This is a genomic window from Geodermatophilus amargosae, from assembly GCF_900116515.1.
In the GTDB taxonomy this organism is placed as follows: domain Bacteria; phylum Actinomycetota; class Actinomycetes; order Mycobacteriales; family Geodermatophilaceae; genus Geodermatophilus; species Geodermatophilus amargosae.
Genome location: NZ_FPBA01000011.1, coordinates 158,290 through 173,940, shown reverse-complemented (window position 1 = coordinate 173,940; position 15,651 = coordinate 158,290). Strand labels below are relative to the sequence as shown.

The following is a 15,651-nucleotide window of genomic DNA, read 5'->3' as shown; positions in this document are numbered from 1 at the left end:
ACCGGCTGCGCTCGGAGGCCGCGTTCGCCCAGCTCTGCGGCACCGCCCCGCTACCGGCCAGCAGCGGCCGCACCATCCGACACCGGCTCAACCGCGGCGGCGACCGGCACGCCAACTACGCGCTGCACATCATCGCCCTGGTCCGTCTCTCGGCTCACGAACCGACCCAGAACTACGCCGCCCGCCGACGAGCCGAAGGCCTGAGCAACCTCGAGATCATCCGCTGCCTCAAGCGCTACATCGCCCGCGAGATCCACCACGTCCTGACCGCTTGACGAGGCATAGGAGCATCTCTGGCCGAGCAGCTCCATGACCACCCGCGGGTGGACGTTTCTCGCTGAGCAGCAGGGTGGCGGCGGTGTGGCGCCCGTCGTGCAGGCGGACGTGGCGGACGTCGGCCTTGCGGGCACGGACCATGCCGTTGCATCCGGAGGCCGCCGTGTTCCTCGACCGCCGGCGCCGCGGGGGGTCCGGCCCGACCACCAGCTGGCCGTGGCCGAGGCGCGGGCAGCCGCGGACCGGCCGGTGGTCGAGGTCGAGCCCGTCGCCGAGGGCACCGACACCGTGCCTGGCGTGGCCGGGCCGGTGCCGGTGCCGGTGCCGGTGCCGGTCCGCATCTACCGGCCGTCGAGCCCTCGGTCGGGGTGGTCGTGTACCTGCACGGCGGCGGGCACGTCACCGGCACCCTCGACAGCTACGACGGCCTGTCCCGGCGCCTGGCCGACCGGGTGCCGGCCACGGCGGTGTCGGTCGGCTACCGGCGCGCGCCGGAGCACCGCTGCCCGGCCGCGGTCGAGGACGCCCAGGCCGTCTACCGCTGGGTGCTGGACCGGGTCGCGGAGCTGGCGCCGGACACCGCCGGTCGGGCGGTGGTGGCCGGGGACAGCGCCGGCGGCAACAACGCCGCGGTGCCCGTCCGGTTGACTGCATGATGCCGGAGCCACTGCCGGCGGCGCAGGTGCTCCTCTACCCGCCGGTGGACGCCGTGGCCAACCGGCACGCAGCTACGCCGGTCATGTCGAGTGCGGTGAGGGCTACGGGTTGGTCCACACCGACGGGCCGGCCTACTGGGACCACTACCCGGGTCCCGACGGCGATCCGGCGTCCCCGGACGCGTCCCCGATGCGGGCCGCCTCGCTGGCCGGGCTGCCACCGGCCTACGTGCTCACCGCCGAGTACGACGTGCTGCGTGACGAGGGGGAGGCCTACGCCGCGGCGCTGGCCGAGGCCGGCGTGCCGGTGCAGACCCGCCGCTGGGACGGGCACCTCCACGGGTTTCTCGGCTCCTCGCAGCCCTCGCCTGCGCAACGAGGTCCCGCGGACGTGCCTGCGCCCAGCGCACCCTCCCGGTATGAAGGCCTCATGCGCCGGTTGGTGGTCAGTAACGTCGTGTCGCTGGACGGGTACGTCAACGCCGCAGGACCAACACCGCCTGCGCTGCCCATCCGGTCCGGTGCGGATGCAGAGGCCTTCAACACCTACAACCTCGAGCGGCTGCGAACCGCGTCGACGCTGGTAGCCGGCCGACGCTCGTTCGAGATGTTCGAGGGCCACTGGCCGGCCATCGAAGACGACGAGAGTGTCGACGAGGTCCAGCGGGAGATCTCCCGGCTGAACAACCGGGTCGAGAAGCTCGTCGTGTCTGACAGCTATGGGCTCCCGCAGGGGTCCCCGTGGGCCGACTCGACGCGGGTCGTTCCGCGGGCGCGGGCAGCCGACGTCGTCGCGGAGCTCAAGCGTGGTGACGGCGATGGGGACGTCCTCGTCTTCGGGAGCGCGACCACCTGGAACGCACTGCTCGCCGTTGGCCTGGTCGACGAGGTGCACCTGCTGGTCGCCCCCGTCGTGTTCGGCAGTGGGGTGCCCGCCTTCTCCGCCGGCCTCGAGAACGACCTCGAGCTGCTCGACGCGCAGCGGATCAAGGGGTCAGGAACCACGCTGCTGCGATACGCCGTCGCCGCCACCGACGGGCGCTGAGGCCCTGCCGCTCGGCCGTCTGGACCGTCACTGCCGGAGCAGGTCGTCCGTGCCGAGGACCTCGGCGCCGAACAGCGGTGGCCGCAGTCGGCGCGGGAGGCGGCAGCCCTCGGGATCGGCAGCTTGGTGCTTCCAGCTCTTCGCCGCCGGCGACCACCTGGGCGCGATGAACCCCTACGCGCAGACCCCGGGGCGCCTCCGACGACGAGTCCCAGCAGGTCGGGCACCTGCTCGCCGGCCATGCCGCCGTGGCGCTGGCCGGCGCCGAGCACGAGCAGGACCTGCGCAGCGCGGTGGACAGTCGCGACCTCATCGGCCAGGCCAAGGGCGTCTCATGGGGCGCGACCGGCTGACCGCCGACCAGGCCTTCGGGGTGCTGACCCGGATCTCCCAGGAGACCAACCGCAAGCTGTTCGACATCGCCCGTGAGCTGACCGACACCAGAGCGGTGCCCGGCCGGAACGTCCGGCGGGACCGACCGGTCCCCTGCAGGCGAGCGGTCGTGCCCGCGGGTGGCGCGTCGCGGCGCCGTCTGTGGCGGTCGTGGACGGGGAGCTCATCTGAGGTGCAGACACGCCCAGACGTGCTTGTGGTCGCCGCGGACCTCCCATCCTCGTACCGAGGTGAGGTGGGCGACCATGTGCAGCCCCATGCCGCCGAGCGCGGGATCCCGCCCCACGGCGGGCTCCGGCCCGTGGTCCGGATCGCCGTCGCTGACGTCGAGCAGCAGCCCCTGCGTCGTGGAGGCGGCGTAGACCCTCACCGGTGCACCGCCGTGCCGGAGGCCGTTCGACGCCAACTCGTCCACGGCGAGCAGGAGCTCGTCGAGCAGGGCCTCGTCGAGCAGGGCCTCGTCTGCATCGTCGTCCGCCGAGACCGCGGACAGCCAGGATCGCAGTCCGGTTCGCACCGTCCGCAGCTGTCGGGGATCGGTGATCTCGGCCTGGTAGCGGGGCCCCGAGGTCTCGGGACACGGTCGTCGGGGCCAGTCGTCCGGGGGCATCGGCTCGTTTCGGATCGGCGTCGTCCCTGACGGTGCCCAGCGGTCACGACCGGCAACCGCCCTCCGACACCCGAGGACGCCGCCGACCGGGCGGAGCAGCGTCCGGTCCAGCTCCCAGACGTCGTGCGGTCGAGAAGCCACTGCCGCCGGGTCCTCCGGTCGTGGCGCCTCCGGACCATCGTCGTCCCGGGGTCGCGGCGCGGTCCCTCGCGTCAGCGGTCATGCTCGACGGTGCGGACGGGGCGGGCCCGCCGTCGGGTCGCGCCGATCGAGGTCGGTGCTCGGAGGGCAGCGGGGCTGTGACGGTCGTCGAGGAGTTCCGGATCGCGGTCGCCGCGGCGGGGGTCGACCTGGCGGCTCCGGAGTTGCTGCCGGAACGGCTGGCGCGAGCGTGCGCCCAGGTGCTGCCGGTCGACGGCGCGGGGATCTGCCTGTTCTTCGCCGAGGACCGGCGGCTCCCGTTGGGTGCCAGTGATCCTGCGGCGTCCACGGCGGAGCGGCTGCAGTTCACCGCGGGCTCGGGGCCCTGCCTGTCGGCCCACGCCGAGGGGCGTCCCCAGGTGGCCGACGAGGTGACCATCCGGTCCCGGTGGCCGGCGTTCTACGACGGGCTGGTGACCCGGACGCCGATCCGCGGGATCATCTCGCTCCCGCTGGGGGACGAGCTGCGCGACATCGGGGCGCTGGACCTCTACACGGTCCCGCCGAACGACGTCACCGCCCTCAGCCTCGCCGACGCGCTGGACATCAGCGCCGAGGTGACCTCCACCTTCCGGGCACACGGCCAGGCGACGCGCCGGCACAGCGACACACCGGTGTGGCTGGACGCACCGTCCGCCGAGCGGCGGTCGATCGTCTGGCAGGCCATGGGCTTCCTCAACTCCCGCCTCGACGTCAGCAGCAGCGACGCGCTCGCCATCCTGAGGGCGCACGCCTACGGCTCCGGCGAGGACCTCGACCAGCTCGCCAGGCGCGTCGTCGACGGCGAGATCCCCCTGGAGCGTCTCGCTCTCGACCACGACAGCGCCTCGTAGCCCCAGCGGGGCCCGTCGTCCCGACCGGGCCCGGCGCCGGACCCGCTGTTAGCGTGGTGCCCAGGTCGAGAGCCCGGCCTGACGTGTCCGTCCGCGGGACGCCGTCGGCCTGCCGGCTCGGCATCTCGTACGGGGACGCCGTCCCCTCCCGCAGCCGCTCGACGCCGTCGACCGAGGACCCCTCGCGGCCACCTGCCCCACTCGGCGGTCAGCCCACCCGGACCGTGGACGTCGGCGAGACCACCTCCGGTGACGCGGAGGGCCTGCGCGCCCTGACACGAGGAGCCCCATGCCCGACACCGCGATCTTCGACGTCGACGGCACCCTGGTCGACAGCAACTACCAGCACGCGCTGGCCTGGTACCGGGCGTTCGACCGCTACGGCATCACCCGGCCGATCTGGCGGATCCACCGCGCCATCGGCATGGGCGGGGACGTGCTCGTGCCCGAGATCGGCGGCCGGCAGGTCGAGGAGGAGCACGGCGACGCGCTGCGGGACGCCTGGGTGGAGGAGTTCGACGAGCTCGTCGGCGAGGTGAAGCCCTTCGACGGCGCCCACGAGCTGCTGGCGGAGGTCAAGCGCCGTGGCTTCACGCTCGTGCTGGCCAGTTCGGGCAAGGCCAAGCACGTCGAGGCCTTCCTCGACCTCGTCGACGGCAGGTCCCTCGCCGACGCCTGGACCACCTCCGACGACGCGGAGAAGACCAAGCCGGAGCCGGACCTCGTGGTCACCGCGCTGGACAAGGTCGAGGGTGCCTCCGGCGTCATGGTCGGCGACTCCACGTGGGACGTGATCGCCGCCGGGAAGGTGCACGTGCCCACGATCGCGGTGCGCACCGGCGGGTTCTCCGTGGGGGAGCTGCTGGAAGCCGGCGCCTCGCGGGTCTTCCAGTCCCTCGTGGAGTTCCGCTCCAGCCTGGACGGCACCGCGCTGGCCCGGCCCAGCTGACGGTCCGTCCTGCGACGTGCACGGTGCCTCGTGGCGGTCCGTGACCGCCCCCGGCAGCAGCCGCCACGGTCCGCCGGCGCCGCAGCCCCGGTGGTCGGCTTGCCGGGCTCGGCTACCGTCGAGGCGTGACGCTGGTCTTGCACGTGGGTGGTCCCCGCCATCGGGAGGTCGCCGAGGTACCGGCCGCGCAGCTCTCGTCCGCCCGGCTGGTCTACGACGGCCCGCAGTGGTTCGGCGTCTACGAGCGGTTCGAGCCGGTGCAGCGGCGCCAGACGGCGCAGGGCAGCGCCGAGGTGTGGGTCGTCCGCGAGTAGTCCGCGACGGGCTCGGACGACGGCCCGCCGGCGGGATGCCGTCGAGCAGGCGACGCGGAACGGCACGCGACAGCGCCCCTAGAGTCTCCCCATGCCGACCCCGCCGGTCCCTGGTCTGGACGTCGGCGCGTTGCTCGACCGCGTCATGGGGACCGCGCCGATCGAGGCCGTGGAGGCCACGGCGGGAGCACTCGCGGAGATGGTCGGAGCGCGCGGGCTCGCGTTCCTGATCGCCGACTTCAGCGGCCGCGCCGTCGTCCGTCTCACCGTGGGAGACGCCGGGGTGGAGGGTGCGCGCGCCCAGGAGGGCGCGCAGGCGGAGACGCTCCCGCTGTCGGGCACCGTGTACGAGCGCGTCCTGCGGACGCAGCAGATCGACGTGCAGGCGCTCGACGACGGGGCCCGCGTGATCGCCCCGGTCACCGACCGCGGGGACGCGATCGGCCTGCTGGAACTGGTCCTGCCCCGGGAGTCCGGCCCCGCGTCGATCGCCGACGTCGCCGCCGCGGCGCACGCCCTGGCCTACGTCGTCATCGCCGCCCGCCGGTACACGGACGTGTTCGAGTGGGGGCAGCGCACCACGCCGTTCTCTCTGGCCGCGGAGATCCAGCGTCGGCTGCTCCCGGCCTCGTACACCTGTGAGGCCGGGCAGTTCACCCTGGCGGGCTGGCTGGAACCGGCCGCCTCGGTGGGGGGCGACACCTTCGACTTCACGCTGAACAACGACGTCCTGCACGTCTCGATCACCGACGCGGTCGGCCACGAGGTCGAGGCCGCCCTGCTGGCCACCCTGCTCGTGGGGGCGCTGCGCAACGCCCGCCGCACGGGCATGGACCTCGACACCCAGGCCCGGTACGCCAACGACGCCCTCACCGACAACGCGGCCGCCGGGCAGTTCGTCACCGGGCAGCTCGTGCGCGTCGACCTGTCGGCCGGCACCGCCGGGATCGTCAACGCCGGTCACCCGTTCCCCCTCCTGGTGCGCGACGGCCGGGTGCGGGAGATCGGTCTGGAGATCGAGCCGCCGTTCGGGGTCGTTCCCGCACGGTCGTTCCAGGTGCAGCGCCTCCCGCTCGAGCCGGGGGACCGGATCGTGTTCCTCACCGACGGCATGCAGGAGCGCAACGCCGCCGTCCTCGACGTCGCGGCAGCCCTCCGGGACACCACGGACCTGCACCCCCGCGAGGTCGTCCAGGAACTCGGCGCGGCGGTGCTGCGTGCCACCGGGGGTGACCTCCGCGACGACGCCACCATGGTGTGCCTGGACTGGTATGGAGGTCCTCCGCGCCGCAGGGCCGGTGCGAACGGTGCCGACACCGCGCGGGCCTCCTCGGCGGGACGTCCGTCACCAGGGCTGGACCGGGGACCGGCTCCCGGTCAGGCCTCGCCGCCCAGCTCGTCGTAGTCCCGGTCCCGCTGCCGGCGCCGGTCCTCCAGCAGGTCGGCGCTCTCGTCCGGGTCCTCGGGGAGGCGGTCGGCGATCGACCCCGGCGCGGCGTGCGGCAGCGTCGGGATGGCGGGGTGCTCGTGCTGGCTGTCCATGTCCGGCCTCTCGGGGGAGCGTCGTGGGGAACCGGCGGAGGGTCCGTCCGGGCGCACGGGGAGACGAGCGGGGGAGCCGATCGTGGGCCCGATGGCCGGCCCGGTCCTGGGCGCTCGCCGGGTCAGGGCCCCGACGATCCGCCCCTCCCCGCCGCAGGGTCAAGGGCCGTCGGCCACTGACGCTCCGGGCGGCTCCTCGCCCCGGGGCGCCACCGTTCCCCGGACCGCCTGACGTCCCGGCTCCTGCCCCGGACGGGGGACAGGACGGCGCGGCGGCTTGCCCTGGTCGGCAGACTGCCGGGGTGATCGAGAGCGCCGACGCCGCCGGGACGACGTCCGGACTCCCTGCCGTGCCGGCGCCCTCCCACGAGCCCGTCCCCGCGCAGACCGACGACGCGCTGCTCGTCCCGGGCGAGACCTGCTGGCGCATCGAGCGCGCCGAGCGGCACGCGGTCTTCGTCGACGCCGCCGACTACTTCGCCACCCTCAAGCGCGCGGTCCTGCGCGCCGAGCGGCGGGTGCTGTTCATCGGCTGGGACTTCGACCCGCGCATCCGCCTGGACCCCCGCACCCCCGGCCGCGCGAAGGACGACCGGCTGGGCCGGGTGCTGGCGAAGGCCGTCCGCGACAACCCGCGGCTGGAGATCGGCGTCCTGCAGTGGGACCTCGGCATGGTCGTGGCGCTCAACCGGCGCATGGCCCCGATCGTGCTGCTCAACCGGCGCACCCCCGACCGGCTGCGGTTCGCCGTCGACATGCACCACCCGCTGGGCGGGGCCCACCACCAGAAGATCGTCGTCATCGACGACTGCCTCGCCTTCGCCGGTGGCATCGACGTCACCGCCGACCGCTGGGACACCCCCGAGCACCGCGACCGCCACCCCATGCGCCACCGCCCGCACACCACCCGGCTGCGCGGCCCGTGGCACGACGTCACCAGCCTGGTGTCCGGCCCGGCCGCCCGGGCGCTCGGCGACCTCGCCCGCGAGCGTTGGGAGAGCGGCACGGGGGAGCGGCTGGAGCCGGTGGACGACGTCGAGGCGTGCTGGCCCGACGGCGTCGAGACGTTCCTCACCGACGTCGACGTGGCCGTGTCCCGCACCCGCCCCGAGTACGGCGGCGCCGATCTGGTGCACGAGATCGAGCTGCTGTGGCTGGCCGCGATCGCCGCCGCCCGGCGCACCGTCTACGTCGAGACGCAGTACTTCGCCAACCGCCGGGTCGCCGAGGCGATCGCCGACCGGCTGGGCGAGGACGAGGGCCCGGAGTTCGTGGTGCTCAACCCCCGCGGCGCCGAGGGGTGGCTGGAGAGCAAGGCGATGGACACGGCCCGGGTCAAGCTGCTCGACCTGGTCCGCCGCGCCGACCGGCACGACCGGTTCCGGCTGCTGGTCCCGGTCACCGAGGGGCGCCGGCCGGTGTACGTGCACGCGAAGGTCACCTGCGTCGACGACCGGCTGCTGCGGATCGGCTCGTCCAACCTCAACAACCGCTCGATGGGGCTGGACACCGAGTGCGACCTGTCGATCGAGGCCCGCACCGGCGACCCGCGCGAGGCCGAGCTGCGGGCCGCGGTGCTGTCGATGCGGCACCGCCTGCTCGGTGAGCACCTCGGCGTGGCGCCGGAGGCGGTCGCGGCCGCGGTCGAGGAGCACGGCGGCTCGCTGGTGCGCGCCGTCGACGCGCTCATGCGGCCGGCCGGGCGCTCCCTGATCCCCTTCGAGCCGCCGCAGCTGGACCCGGTCGAGCGGTTCCTCGCCGACACCGAGCTGCTCGACGCCGAGCACACCCCGAACCGCTGGCGCCGGGTGAAGCGGGCCTTCGCCGGCCGCCGGCGCCGCCAGCGCGGCTGAGTCAGAGACCGAGGAGCAGGCCGACGCCGGCCACGGTGAACAGCACCAGCACGACGCTGGGAGCGGACACGGCTCCACGTGGCACCGACCGGTGTCACGTGTCAGACGTCCGTCGATCGTCAGCACCCGGCGGTAGGACACCGGCATGCCCTCTCCCCGCCCGATCGACCTGCTGGCGGCCCCGTCCAGTGTCGCGGCGCACTGGCCCGGGCAGGAGCGGGCCTGGGCCGCGCTCGTCGCGGCCGGGCTGCCGGAGGCGCTCGGGCGGTCGCGGGAGCTCGCCGTCCGGGAGCTGTTCCCGCCCGTCCGGTGGACGGCGGGCCCGGCACCGGGCGGGCGGGTGCGCGACGCCGCCCGCGTCTGCGCCGGCCTGACCGCGGTCCGGGACGCGGTCGCCGGGTCGCTGCGCGCCGGCCGGCTCCCGGTCGTCGTCGGCGGGGAGTGCACGACGACGGTCGGCCTCGTCGCCGGCGCGCGAGCGGCCGGGCAGGAGCCGGGGCTGGTCTACGTCGACGGCGGCGTCGACCTGCGGACGCCGGCCGACAACCCCACCGGCGTCGCCGACTCGATGGCGCTGGCCCACGTCCTGGCACTCGACGAGTGCGATCCGGACCTGCTCGCCGTCGGGTCGGTCCGGCCCCTCCTCGCCGTGGACGAGGTGGTGGCGGTGGGCGTCCGCGCGGTCGAGCCCGACGCGACGACGGCCCGGCGGATCGGTCTGGCCGTCTCGCCGGCCGACGCGGTGACGGCCGATCCCGAGGGCACCGCGGCCGCCGCCACCCGGGCCGTCGGAGGGTCCGACGGGTTCCTCGTGCACCTCGACGTGGACGTCGTCGAGTTCCTCGACCTGCCGCTGGCCGACGTGCCCGACCACGGCCGGGGCCTACCGCTCGACGTCGTCGCGGCCGTCCTGGCCCGGCTGTGCGCCGACCCCGGCCTCCGCGGGCTGTGCGTCACCGAGGTCAACCCCGACCACGCGCCCGGTCCCGGTGACGTCGCCCGGCTGGTGGCCGTCCTCACGGCCGCGCTGGGCTGACGCGCGGTTCCGGCGCGCTGCCGCGGGGGAGGACGGGGGCATGGCCACCACCACCTTCGACTTCACCGGCTCGGTCGTGCTCGTCACCGGCGGCGGCTCGGGCATCGGCCTGGCGATCACCCGGGCCTTCCTCGACGCCGGCGCCACCGTCGCCGTCACCGGACGACGGCGGGACCGGCTGGAGGCCGCCCTCGAGGGCGTCCCCGCCGAGCGTGCCGCGGCCCTGCCGGCCGACGTCTCCGACCCCGCGCAGGTGCGGCAGCTCGTCGCCGATGTCGTCGACCGCTTCGGCCGGCTCGACGTCGTGGTGAGCAACGCGGCCGGCTACGAGAGCGGGGAGATCACCGACCTCGCCGACGACGCGTGGGAGCGGATGCGCGCCACCAACGTCGACGCCTTCTTCCACCTGGCCAAGGCCGCCCTGCCGCGCCTGGCGGAGTCGGGCGGCAACCTGGTCGCCGTCTCCTCGGTGTCGGGCCTGCGCGGCGACTGGGGACAGGCCGGCTACAACGCCACCAAGGCCGCCATCACCGTCTTCGTGCAGTCGCTGGCCCTGGACTGGGGCGCGCGCGGGGTGCGGCTCAACGCCGTCGCGCCGGCCTTCACGTTCACCGAGATCAACCAGGACGTCCCCCGCGACGAGGCCTCCCTCGCGCCGTACGTGAACCGGGTCCCGCTGGGCCGCGTCGGCGAGCCCGAGGACGTCGCCCCGGCGGTGCTCTTCCTCGCCTCCGAGGGCGCCCGGTACGTCACCGGCGCGGTGCTCGCCGTCGACGGCGGCACCAGCGCCTCCACCGGCCAGGCGCACGTGTGAGCGCCCGGGGTGTCTCCGCCCGGCTGGCCCTCGTGGCCGGCGTGGTGGCGGCCGCCCCGGGGGAGCGGGTGCTCGAGGTCGGCTGCGGCGCCGGCGTGCTGGTGACCGCACTGGCCGCCGCGGTGGGCGACGGGCGGGTGGTCGCCGTCGATCGCTCGGCCCGGATGGTCGAGGCCGCGGCCCGGCGCAACCGGGCGGCGGTCGAGGAGGGCCGGGTCCGGCTCGTGGCCGCCGCGCTCGTCGACGCAGAACTCGGGCACGAGAGCTTCGACGCCGTCGTCGCCGTCGACGTCCGGGCGTTCTGGACGCCCCCGGCGCCGGAGTGGGACGTCGTCGCGCGGGTGCTCGCCCCCGGCGGACGGGTGGTCCTCGGTGCGTCGGTCATGCGCGCAGGTGACGCCGACCGGGTGCGCGCGGAGACCGCGCGGGCAGCGGGGGAGCGCGGGTTCGCCGTGACCGCCGCCGCGCAGGTGGGCACCGTCCCGTTCCCGACGGCCACGATCGAGTTGCGTCGCCCCGGCGACGGGTAGGAGAGGGTCATCCGTCAACGGGAGGACCCTGCGATGACCGACGAGATGCCCGCCGACCTGCCCGGCGACCTGTACGGCTACGAGACCCTGCTGACCGACGACGAGCGCAAGGAGCTGACCGGCATCCGGCGCTTCCTGCACGAGGAGGTCCGGCCGCGCGTCAACGACGCCTGGGAGTCGTCGGAGTTCCCGATGGACCTGGTGCCCCGCTTCGCCGAGGAGGGCATGGTCGGGCGCAGCTACGACCTGGAGCACCAGCCCCGCGCGTCCCGGCTGTTCACCGGCTTCATCGCGCTGGAGACCTCGCGGGTGGACCCGTCGATGGCCACGTTCCTCGGCGTGCACAACGGGCTGTCGATGGGGTCGATCGTGATGCTCGGGTCCGACGAGCAGCGCGCCCGGTGGGTGCCCGACATGGTGGCCTTCGACAAGATCGGCGCCTTCGCGCTCACCGAGCCGCACGGCGGCTCCGACGTCGCGCGCGGGCTGGAGACCACCGCGCGCCGCGACGGTGACGAGTGGGTCATCGACGGCGCCAAGCGCTGGATCGGCAACGGGACCATCGCCGACGTCGTCGTGGTGTTCGCCCGCGACGTCGCGGACGACTCGGTGAAGACCTTCGTCGTCGAGAAGGGCACCCCCGGCTTCACGCCCACGAAGATGGAGGGCAAGTACGCCCTGCGCACCGTGCAGAACGCCGACATCGTGTTCGAGGACTGCCGGGTGCCGGCGGAGAACAAGCTCGAGCACGGGAACTCCTTCAAGGACGTCAACCGGGTGCTCAAGCTGACCCGCGGCGGCGTGGCCTGGTCGGCGGTGGGCTGCCAGATGGGCGCCTTCGAGGCGGCGATCACCTACGCCAAGGAGCGCTCGCAGTTCGGCCGCCCCATCGCCGGCTTCCAGCTCATCCAGGACCTGCTCGCCCGCATGGCCGGCAACGTGACCGCCAGCCTCGGCATGGCGGTGCGGGTCTCGCAGCTGCAGGAGGAGGGCGTCTTCAAGGACGAGCAGGCGGCGCTGGCCAAGGCCTTCGTCACCGGCCGGGCGCGGGAGACCGTCGCCCTGGCCCGCGAGCTGTTCGGCGGCAACGGGATCCTGCTGGAGAACGACGTCGTCCGGTACTTCGCCGACGCCGAGGCGCTCTACTCCTACGAGGGCACCCGCGAGATCAACAGCCTCATCGTCGGGCGGGCACTGACCGGGGTCAGCGCCTTCGTCTGACCCCACCCCGCAGGGGTGAGGGGGCCGCCGTCCGGCTGGACCGCGGCCCCGTTGCTGTCGTTGCCCTCCCCGAGGTGACCGTCCGGGTCGCCGGGACGGGAGGCACACGGTGGCCGGGCAGTCGGTGCTGGTCGTGGAGGACACCGCGGAGATCCGCGAGCTGGTCGCCACGGTGCTCGCCCGCGCGGGGTTCGACGTGCGGGCCGTGGGCACCGGCGCCGCGTGCCTCGCCGAGGTGCGCCGGTCCGCGCCGGACCTGGTCGTGCTCGACCTCGGCCTGCCCGACGAGGACGGCACCGAGGTCTGCCGCCGGCTGCGCGCGGAGAGCGGCTGCTACGTGCTCATGCTCACCGCACGGGCCGAGGAGGTCGACCTGCTCGTCGACCTCGCCGTCGGTGCCGACGGGTACATGGCCAAGCCGTTCTCACCCCGCGAGCTCGTGGCCCGCGTGCAGGCGATGCTGCGGCGCCCCCGGCCGGCGGCCGAGCCCGCCGACGACGCCGTCGTCCGGCTGGCCGACCTCGAGGTGGACGAGGACACCCGCGAGGTCCGCGTCGACGGCGCCGTCGTCGACCTGACCCGCACCGAGTTCGACCTGCTGGCGGCGCTGGCCGCCCGCCCGGGCCGGGTGCTGCAGCGCGAGACGCTGCTGCGCGAGGTGTGGCGCACCGAGTGGGCCGGCAGCCTGCGCCTGGTCGAGGCGCACATGTCCAACCTGCGCCGCAAGCTCACCGCCGCCGGGCTCCAGGCGGCCGAGATCAGGACCGTCCGCGGCGTCGGCTACCGCCTGGTGGCCTGACCCCCGCGCGGCACCGGGACGGCCCCCGCGGCCTCGGTGAGCTCGGCGACCAGCGCGGCGGCCACCACACCGCGGCGCGCCTGCGCGGCGATGGCGCCCGAGAGCCGGGCGACGTCGGGATCGCCCAGCTGGGCGCTGCTGCCGGCCAGCGCGCCGGCGTCGGCGGCCAGCGCTCGCGCGTCCCCGGCCCGTGCCGCGCCGGTGATGGCGGCCAGCCGCCCCGGCAGGGCCTCGGCGTGCGCCGCCCGCAGCCGCGCGACCAGGCCGGGGTCGACGGCGACCGCCGGCGCCTCGTCCTCCGCCGGCCCCGGGGGCGCCGCGCGGTCCTCGAGGAAGGCCAGCAGCCGGGCGGGCAGGTCGCCGTCGGTGACGATCGAGGCCCGCCGGACGGGGGTGCCGTCGTCCGGGATCACGATCCCGAGCCTGCCACCGGCGCCGCAGCCGCTCCGCGGGACCCCCGCAAGGGAAGCGCACGATCGGTGTGCTCAGCGCGGCAGCACCAGCGTGGCCGTGGTCCCGCGGCCCTCGGTGCCGGCCAGCTCGAGCCGGCCGCCGTGCGCCGTGGCGATCGCGCGGGTGATGGACAGGCCGAGCCCCACGCCGGGCACGCCGGCGCGCCGGGCGCTCGCGGCGCGGACGAACCGCTCGCCCAGCTGCCGCTGCTCGGCCGCGGGGATGCCGATCCCGGTGTCGCGGACCTGCACGCACGCGGCGGCGTCCCCGGCCTCGACGGTCAGCTCCACCCACCCGCCGCGCGGCGTGAACTTCACCGCGTTGGAGACGAGGTTGTCCACCGCCTGGGCCAGCCGGACGGCGTCGCCGGGCACGACCGGCCCGGATCCGGGCAGGTGTGCCGTCAGCGTGACGCCGGCGGCCGTGGCGGTGACCCGGGCGGACTCCTCCGCGGCCGCCACCAGCTCCGAGAGGTCGACCTCGCCGGGGGTGAGCACGAAACGGCCGGCCTCGACCTGCGCGGTGAACAGCAGGTCGCCGACGAGGCGCTCGAGGCGGGAGGCGTTGCGCGTGACGATGTCGAGGGACCGGCGGTGCCCGTCGTCGAGGGCGGGGTCGTCCAGCACGACCTCCAGCCAGCCGAGCACCGCCGAGAGCGGGGTGCGCAGCTCGTGGCTGACCAGCGCGACGAACTGGTCCTTGAGGCGCTCGGCGGCGCGCACCTCGGTCATGTCGGTGCCGACGAAGGTCCAGCCGGCGGAGCAGCCGTCGTCGTCGGCGCGCGGGGTGACCGCCACCGAGACGGTCCGCCGGCTGCCGTCGGTGGCCACGTAGGTCCAGTCGCGGACGTCGCTGCCGTGCTCGGCGGCGGCCGCCACCACGGCGTCCAGGCCGCGGCCGCCCAGCTCCTCGGGCAGGTGGAAGTCGGTGATCCGGCGGCGACGGACGACGTCGGCACGCGGCAGCCCGAGCAGCCGCTCCGCGCCGGGGTTCCACACGCGGACCACGCCGTCGCGGTCGGTGCCGACGACGGACTGCTCGGTGATCGCGTCGATGACGCTGGTCATCGTGGCGGCGCGGGCGCGCAGCATGCGCGCGGCGACGGCGAGCTCCTCGCCGCGGTCGGCGACCAGCGCGGCCAGCGTGGCGCGCTCGGCCTGCAGCGCGGCGACCTGCGCGCGCAGCGCCGCCAGCTCGGCTTCGGTCCCGGTCACACCGGTGTGGTCGGCACGCCGGCCGTCGGTGTCCAGCCGGGGCAGCGACGGCTCACCCGGGCAGGGGAGGAGCGGACACGGCAGCGCCCCGCCGGATCGGATCCGGCGGGGCGCTGCGGTGGTGCGCGGGTCGTGCAGGTGTCAGCTGGAGGAGGACTGGCTCTGCACGGACTGGCGGGACTGCTGGGCCTGGCCCTGCACGTCCTGCGCGGCCGACTGGCCCTCCTGCTTGACCGTCTGGGCGGCGTCCTGGGCGGTGCCCTTGACCTCCTCGACGGCGTGCTGCGCGGCCGGCTTGAGCTGCTCGCCGACCTCCTGCGCGGCCTGCTTGGCCGGGGCGAGGAGCTCGTCCTTGTGCTCGCGGAGCGTGCTCTCGGCCTGCTGGGCCAGCTGCTTCTCCTTCTCCGAGGCCGGCAGCAGGCTGGACACCAGCCAGCCGACGCCGAAGGCGATCAGACCGGCCGCGAGCGGGTTGCCCTGCGTCTGGCGGACCACCATGTCGGGGGCCTGCTGGACGGCGTGCGCCGCCTGGGAGGCCGCGTCCTGCACGGTGCCGGCCGCGGTGGAGGCCGCGTCCTGCACGGTGCCGGCCGCGGTGGACGCCGCGCCCTGCACGGTGCCGGCCGCGTTGGATGCCGCGCCCTGCACCGAGCCCAGCGCGTTCTGGGCGGTGCCGCGCGACGAGGACCGGGTGTCGTGGGACGAGCCCATGACCTTGTCCTTGACGTTGGCGAAGCGGCCCTTCGCCGTGGCCATGCGCCGGTCGATGACGCGGGCCGGGTTGACCTTCTCGTTGAGGGCGTCGACGTCGTAGCTCAGCTCACGACGCGTCTCCTCGATCTGCCGCCGGATGACGTCCGGGTCACTGCTGCTGGTCATGTCTGCTCCAGGGTGTGTGGTGGCCTGACCGGT

18 protein-coding genes and 1 pseudogene are annotated in these 15,651 nt (G+C 75.0%); 14 read left to right on the top strand and 5 right to left on the bottom strand.

Annotated features, from left to right (window positions below):
• The 4 genes and pseudogenes from BM414_RS15895 to BM414_RS31825 form a co-directional block, all read left to right on the top strand.
• Positions 1 to 275, top strand: a 275-nt coding sequence (locus tag BM414_RS15895; RefSeq protein WP_139245894.1) for a transposase, incomplete at its 5' end; no start/stop codon positions are given.
• Positions 276 to 644: 369 nt separating this feature from the next.
• Entirely contained in the window at positions 645 to 932 is a 288-nt protein-coding gene (locus BM414_RS31395; RefSeq protein WP_342716200.1) for an alpha/beta hydrolase fold domain-containing protein, read from the top strand.
• Positions 925 to 1,977 carry an alpha/beta hydrolase fold domain-containing protein gene (locus BM414_RS31390; protein ID WP_281246738.1) on the top strand — a complete coding sequence of 351 codons (1,053 nt, stop codon included), beginning with the start codon at positions 925 to 927 and terminating at the stop codon, positions 1,975 to 1,977. The genes BM414_RS31395 and BM414_RS31390 overlap by 8 nt, the downstream gene beginning before the upstream one ends.
• 334 nt (positions 1,978 to 2,311) lie before the next feature.
• Positions 2,312 to 2,359 (top strand): annotated as a pseudogene (locus BM414_RS31825) (hypothetical protein); the annotation flags it as partial.
• Positions 2,360 to 2,533: 174 nt separating this feature from the next.
• Here BM414_RS31825 and BM414_RS15875 read toward each other — a convergent pair.
• Positions 2,534 to 2,980, bottom strand: a complete 447-nt coding sequence (locus tag BM414_RS15875; RefSeq protein WP_093580730.1) for an ATP-binding protein — start codon at positions 2,978 to 2,980, stop codon at positions 2,534 to 2,536.
• A gap of 299 nt (positions 2,981 to 3,279) precedes the next feature.
• Here BM414_RS15875 and BM414_RS15870 point away from each other — a divergent pair, with 299 nt between their 5' ends.
• From BM414_RS15870 to BM414_RS15855, 4 genes are all read left to right on the top strand, one after another.
• Positions 3,280 to 4,014, top strand: coding sequence for a GAF and ANTAR domain-containing protein (locus BM414_RS15870; RefSeq protein WP_093580728.1), 735 nt, complete (start codon positions 3,280 to 3,282; stop codon positions 4,012 to 4,014).
• A 289-nt stretch (positions 4,015 to 4,303) separates the two neighbouring features.
• Complete coding sequence (locus BM414_RS15865; RefSeq protein WP_093580726.1) at positions 4,304 to 4,963, top strand: HAD family hydrolase; 660 nt, start codon at positions 4,304 to 4,306, stop codon at positions 4,961 to 4,963.
• Between the two features lie 125 nt (positions 4,964 to 5,088).
• On the top strand, positions 5,089 to 5,277 hold the full coding sequence (locus BM414_RS15860) for a hypothetical protein (RefSeq protein WP_093580724.1): 189 nt from the start codon (positions 5,089 to 5,091) through the stop codon (positions 5,275 to 5,277).
• 91 nt (positions 5,278 to 5,368) lie between these two features.
• On the top strand, positions 5,369 to 6,682 hold the full coding sequence (locus tag BM414_RS15855; protein ID WP_175551623.1) for a PP2C family protein-serine/threonine phosphatase: 1,314 nt from the start codon (positions 5,369 to 5,371) through the stop codon (positions 6,680 to 6,682).
• On the opposite strand, the gene BM414_RS29455 is transcribed toward BM414_RS15855, so the two are convergent.
• Entirely contained in the window at positions 6,655 to 6,819 is a 165-nt protein-coding gene (locus tag BM414_RS29455; protein ID WP_175551622.1) for a hypothetical protein, read from the bottom strand. The two genes, BM414_RS15855 and BM414_RS29455, sit on opposite strands and share 28 nt — an antisense overlap.
• A gap of 302 nt (positions 6,820 to 7,121) precedes the next feature.
• Between BM414_RS29455 and BM414_RS15850 the strand changes: the two genes are divergently transcribed.
• The 6 genes from BM414_RS15850 to BM414_RS15825 all read left to right on the top strand — a co-directional run bounded on the left by BM414_RS15850 (position 7,122) and on the right by BM414_RS15825 (position 13,072).
• The gene (locus tag BM414_RS15850) at positions 7,122 to 8,672 is read left to right on the top strand and encodes a phospholipase D-like domain-containing protein (RefSeq protein WP_217644747.1); all 1,551 of its coding nucleotides are present in this window, start codon (positions 7,122 to 7,124) and stop codon (positions 8,670 to 8,672) included.
• Between the two features lie 145 nt (positions 8,673 to 8,817).
• Positions 8,818 to 9,708: an arginase family protein gene (locus BM414_RS15845; RefSeq protein ID WP_093580720.1), complete on the top strand. Its 891-nt coding sequence runs from the start codon at positions 8,818 to 8,820 to the stop codon at positions 9,706 to 9,708.
• 40 nt (positions 9,709 to 9,748) lie between these two features.
• Positions 9,749 to 10,522, top strand: coding sequence for a meso-2,3-butanediol dehydrogenase (gene budC, locus BM414_RS15840; RefSeq protein ID WP_093580718.1), 774 nt, complete (start codon positions 9,749 to 9,751; stop codon positions 10,520 to 10,522).
• Entirely contained in the window at positions 10,519 to 11,052 is a 534-nt protein-coding gene (locus BM414_RS15835) for a methyltransferase domain-containing protein (RefSeq protein ID WP_093580716.1), read from the top strand. The genes budC and BM414_RS15835 overlap by 4 nt, the downstream gene beginning before the upstream one ends.
• A 33-nt stretch (positions 11,053 to 11,085) precedes the next feature.
• Positions 11,086 to 12,273, top strand: a complete 1,188-nt coding sequence (locus tag BM414_RS15830; protein WP_093580714.1) for an acyl-CoA dehydrogenase family protein — start codon at positions 11,086 to 11,088, stop codon at positions 12,271 to 12,273.
• A 109-nt stretch (positions 12,274 to 12,382) separates the two neighbouring features.
• Complete coding sequence (locus tag BM414_RS15825; protein WP_093580712.1) at positions 12,383 to 13,072, top strand: response regulator transcription factor; 690 nt, start codon at positions 12,383 to 12,385, stop codon at positions 13,070 to 13,072.
• On the opposite strand, the gene BM414_RS15820 is transcribed toward BM414_RS15825, so the two are convergent.
• From BM414_RS15820 to BM414_RS15810, 3 genes are all read right to left on the bottom strand, one after another.
• Entirely contained in the window at positions 13,054 to 13,485 is a 432-nt protein-coding gene (locus BM414_RS15820; protein ID WP_093580710.1) for a hypothetical protein, read from the bottom strand. The genes BM414_RS15825 and BM414_RS15820 overlap by 19 nt on opposite strands.
• A 72-nt stretch (positions 13,486 to 13,557) precedes the next feature.
• The gene (locus BM414_RS15815) at positions 13,558 to 14,739 is read right to left on the bottom strand and encodes a sensor histidine kinase (protein ID WP_093580708.1); all 1,182 of its coding nucleotides are present in this window, start codon (positions 14,737 to 14,739) and stop codon (positions 13,558 to 13,560) included.
• A gap of 141 nt (positions 14,740 to 14,880) precedes the next feature.
• Complete coding sequence (locus BM414_RS15810; protein WP_093580706.1) at positions 14,881 to 15,618, bottom strand: DUF3618 domain-containing protein; 738 nt, start codon at positions 15,616 to 15,618, stop codon at positions 14,881 to 14,883.
• Between the last annotated feature and the right edge of the window lie 33 nt (positions 15,619 to 15,651).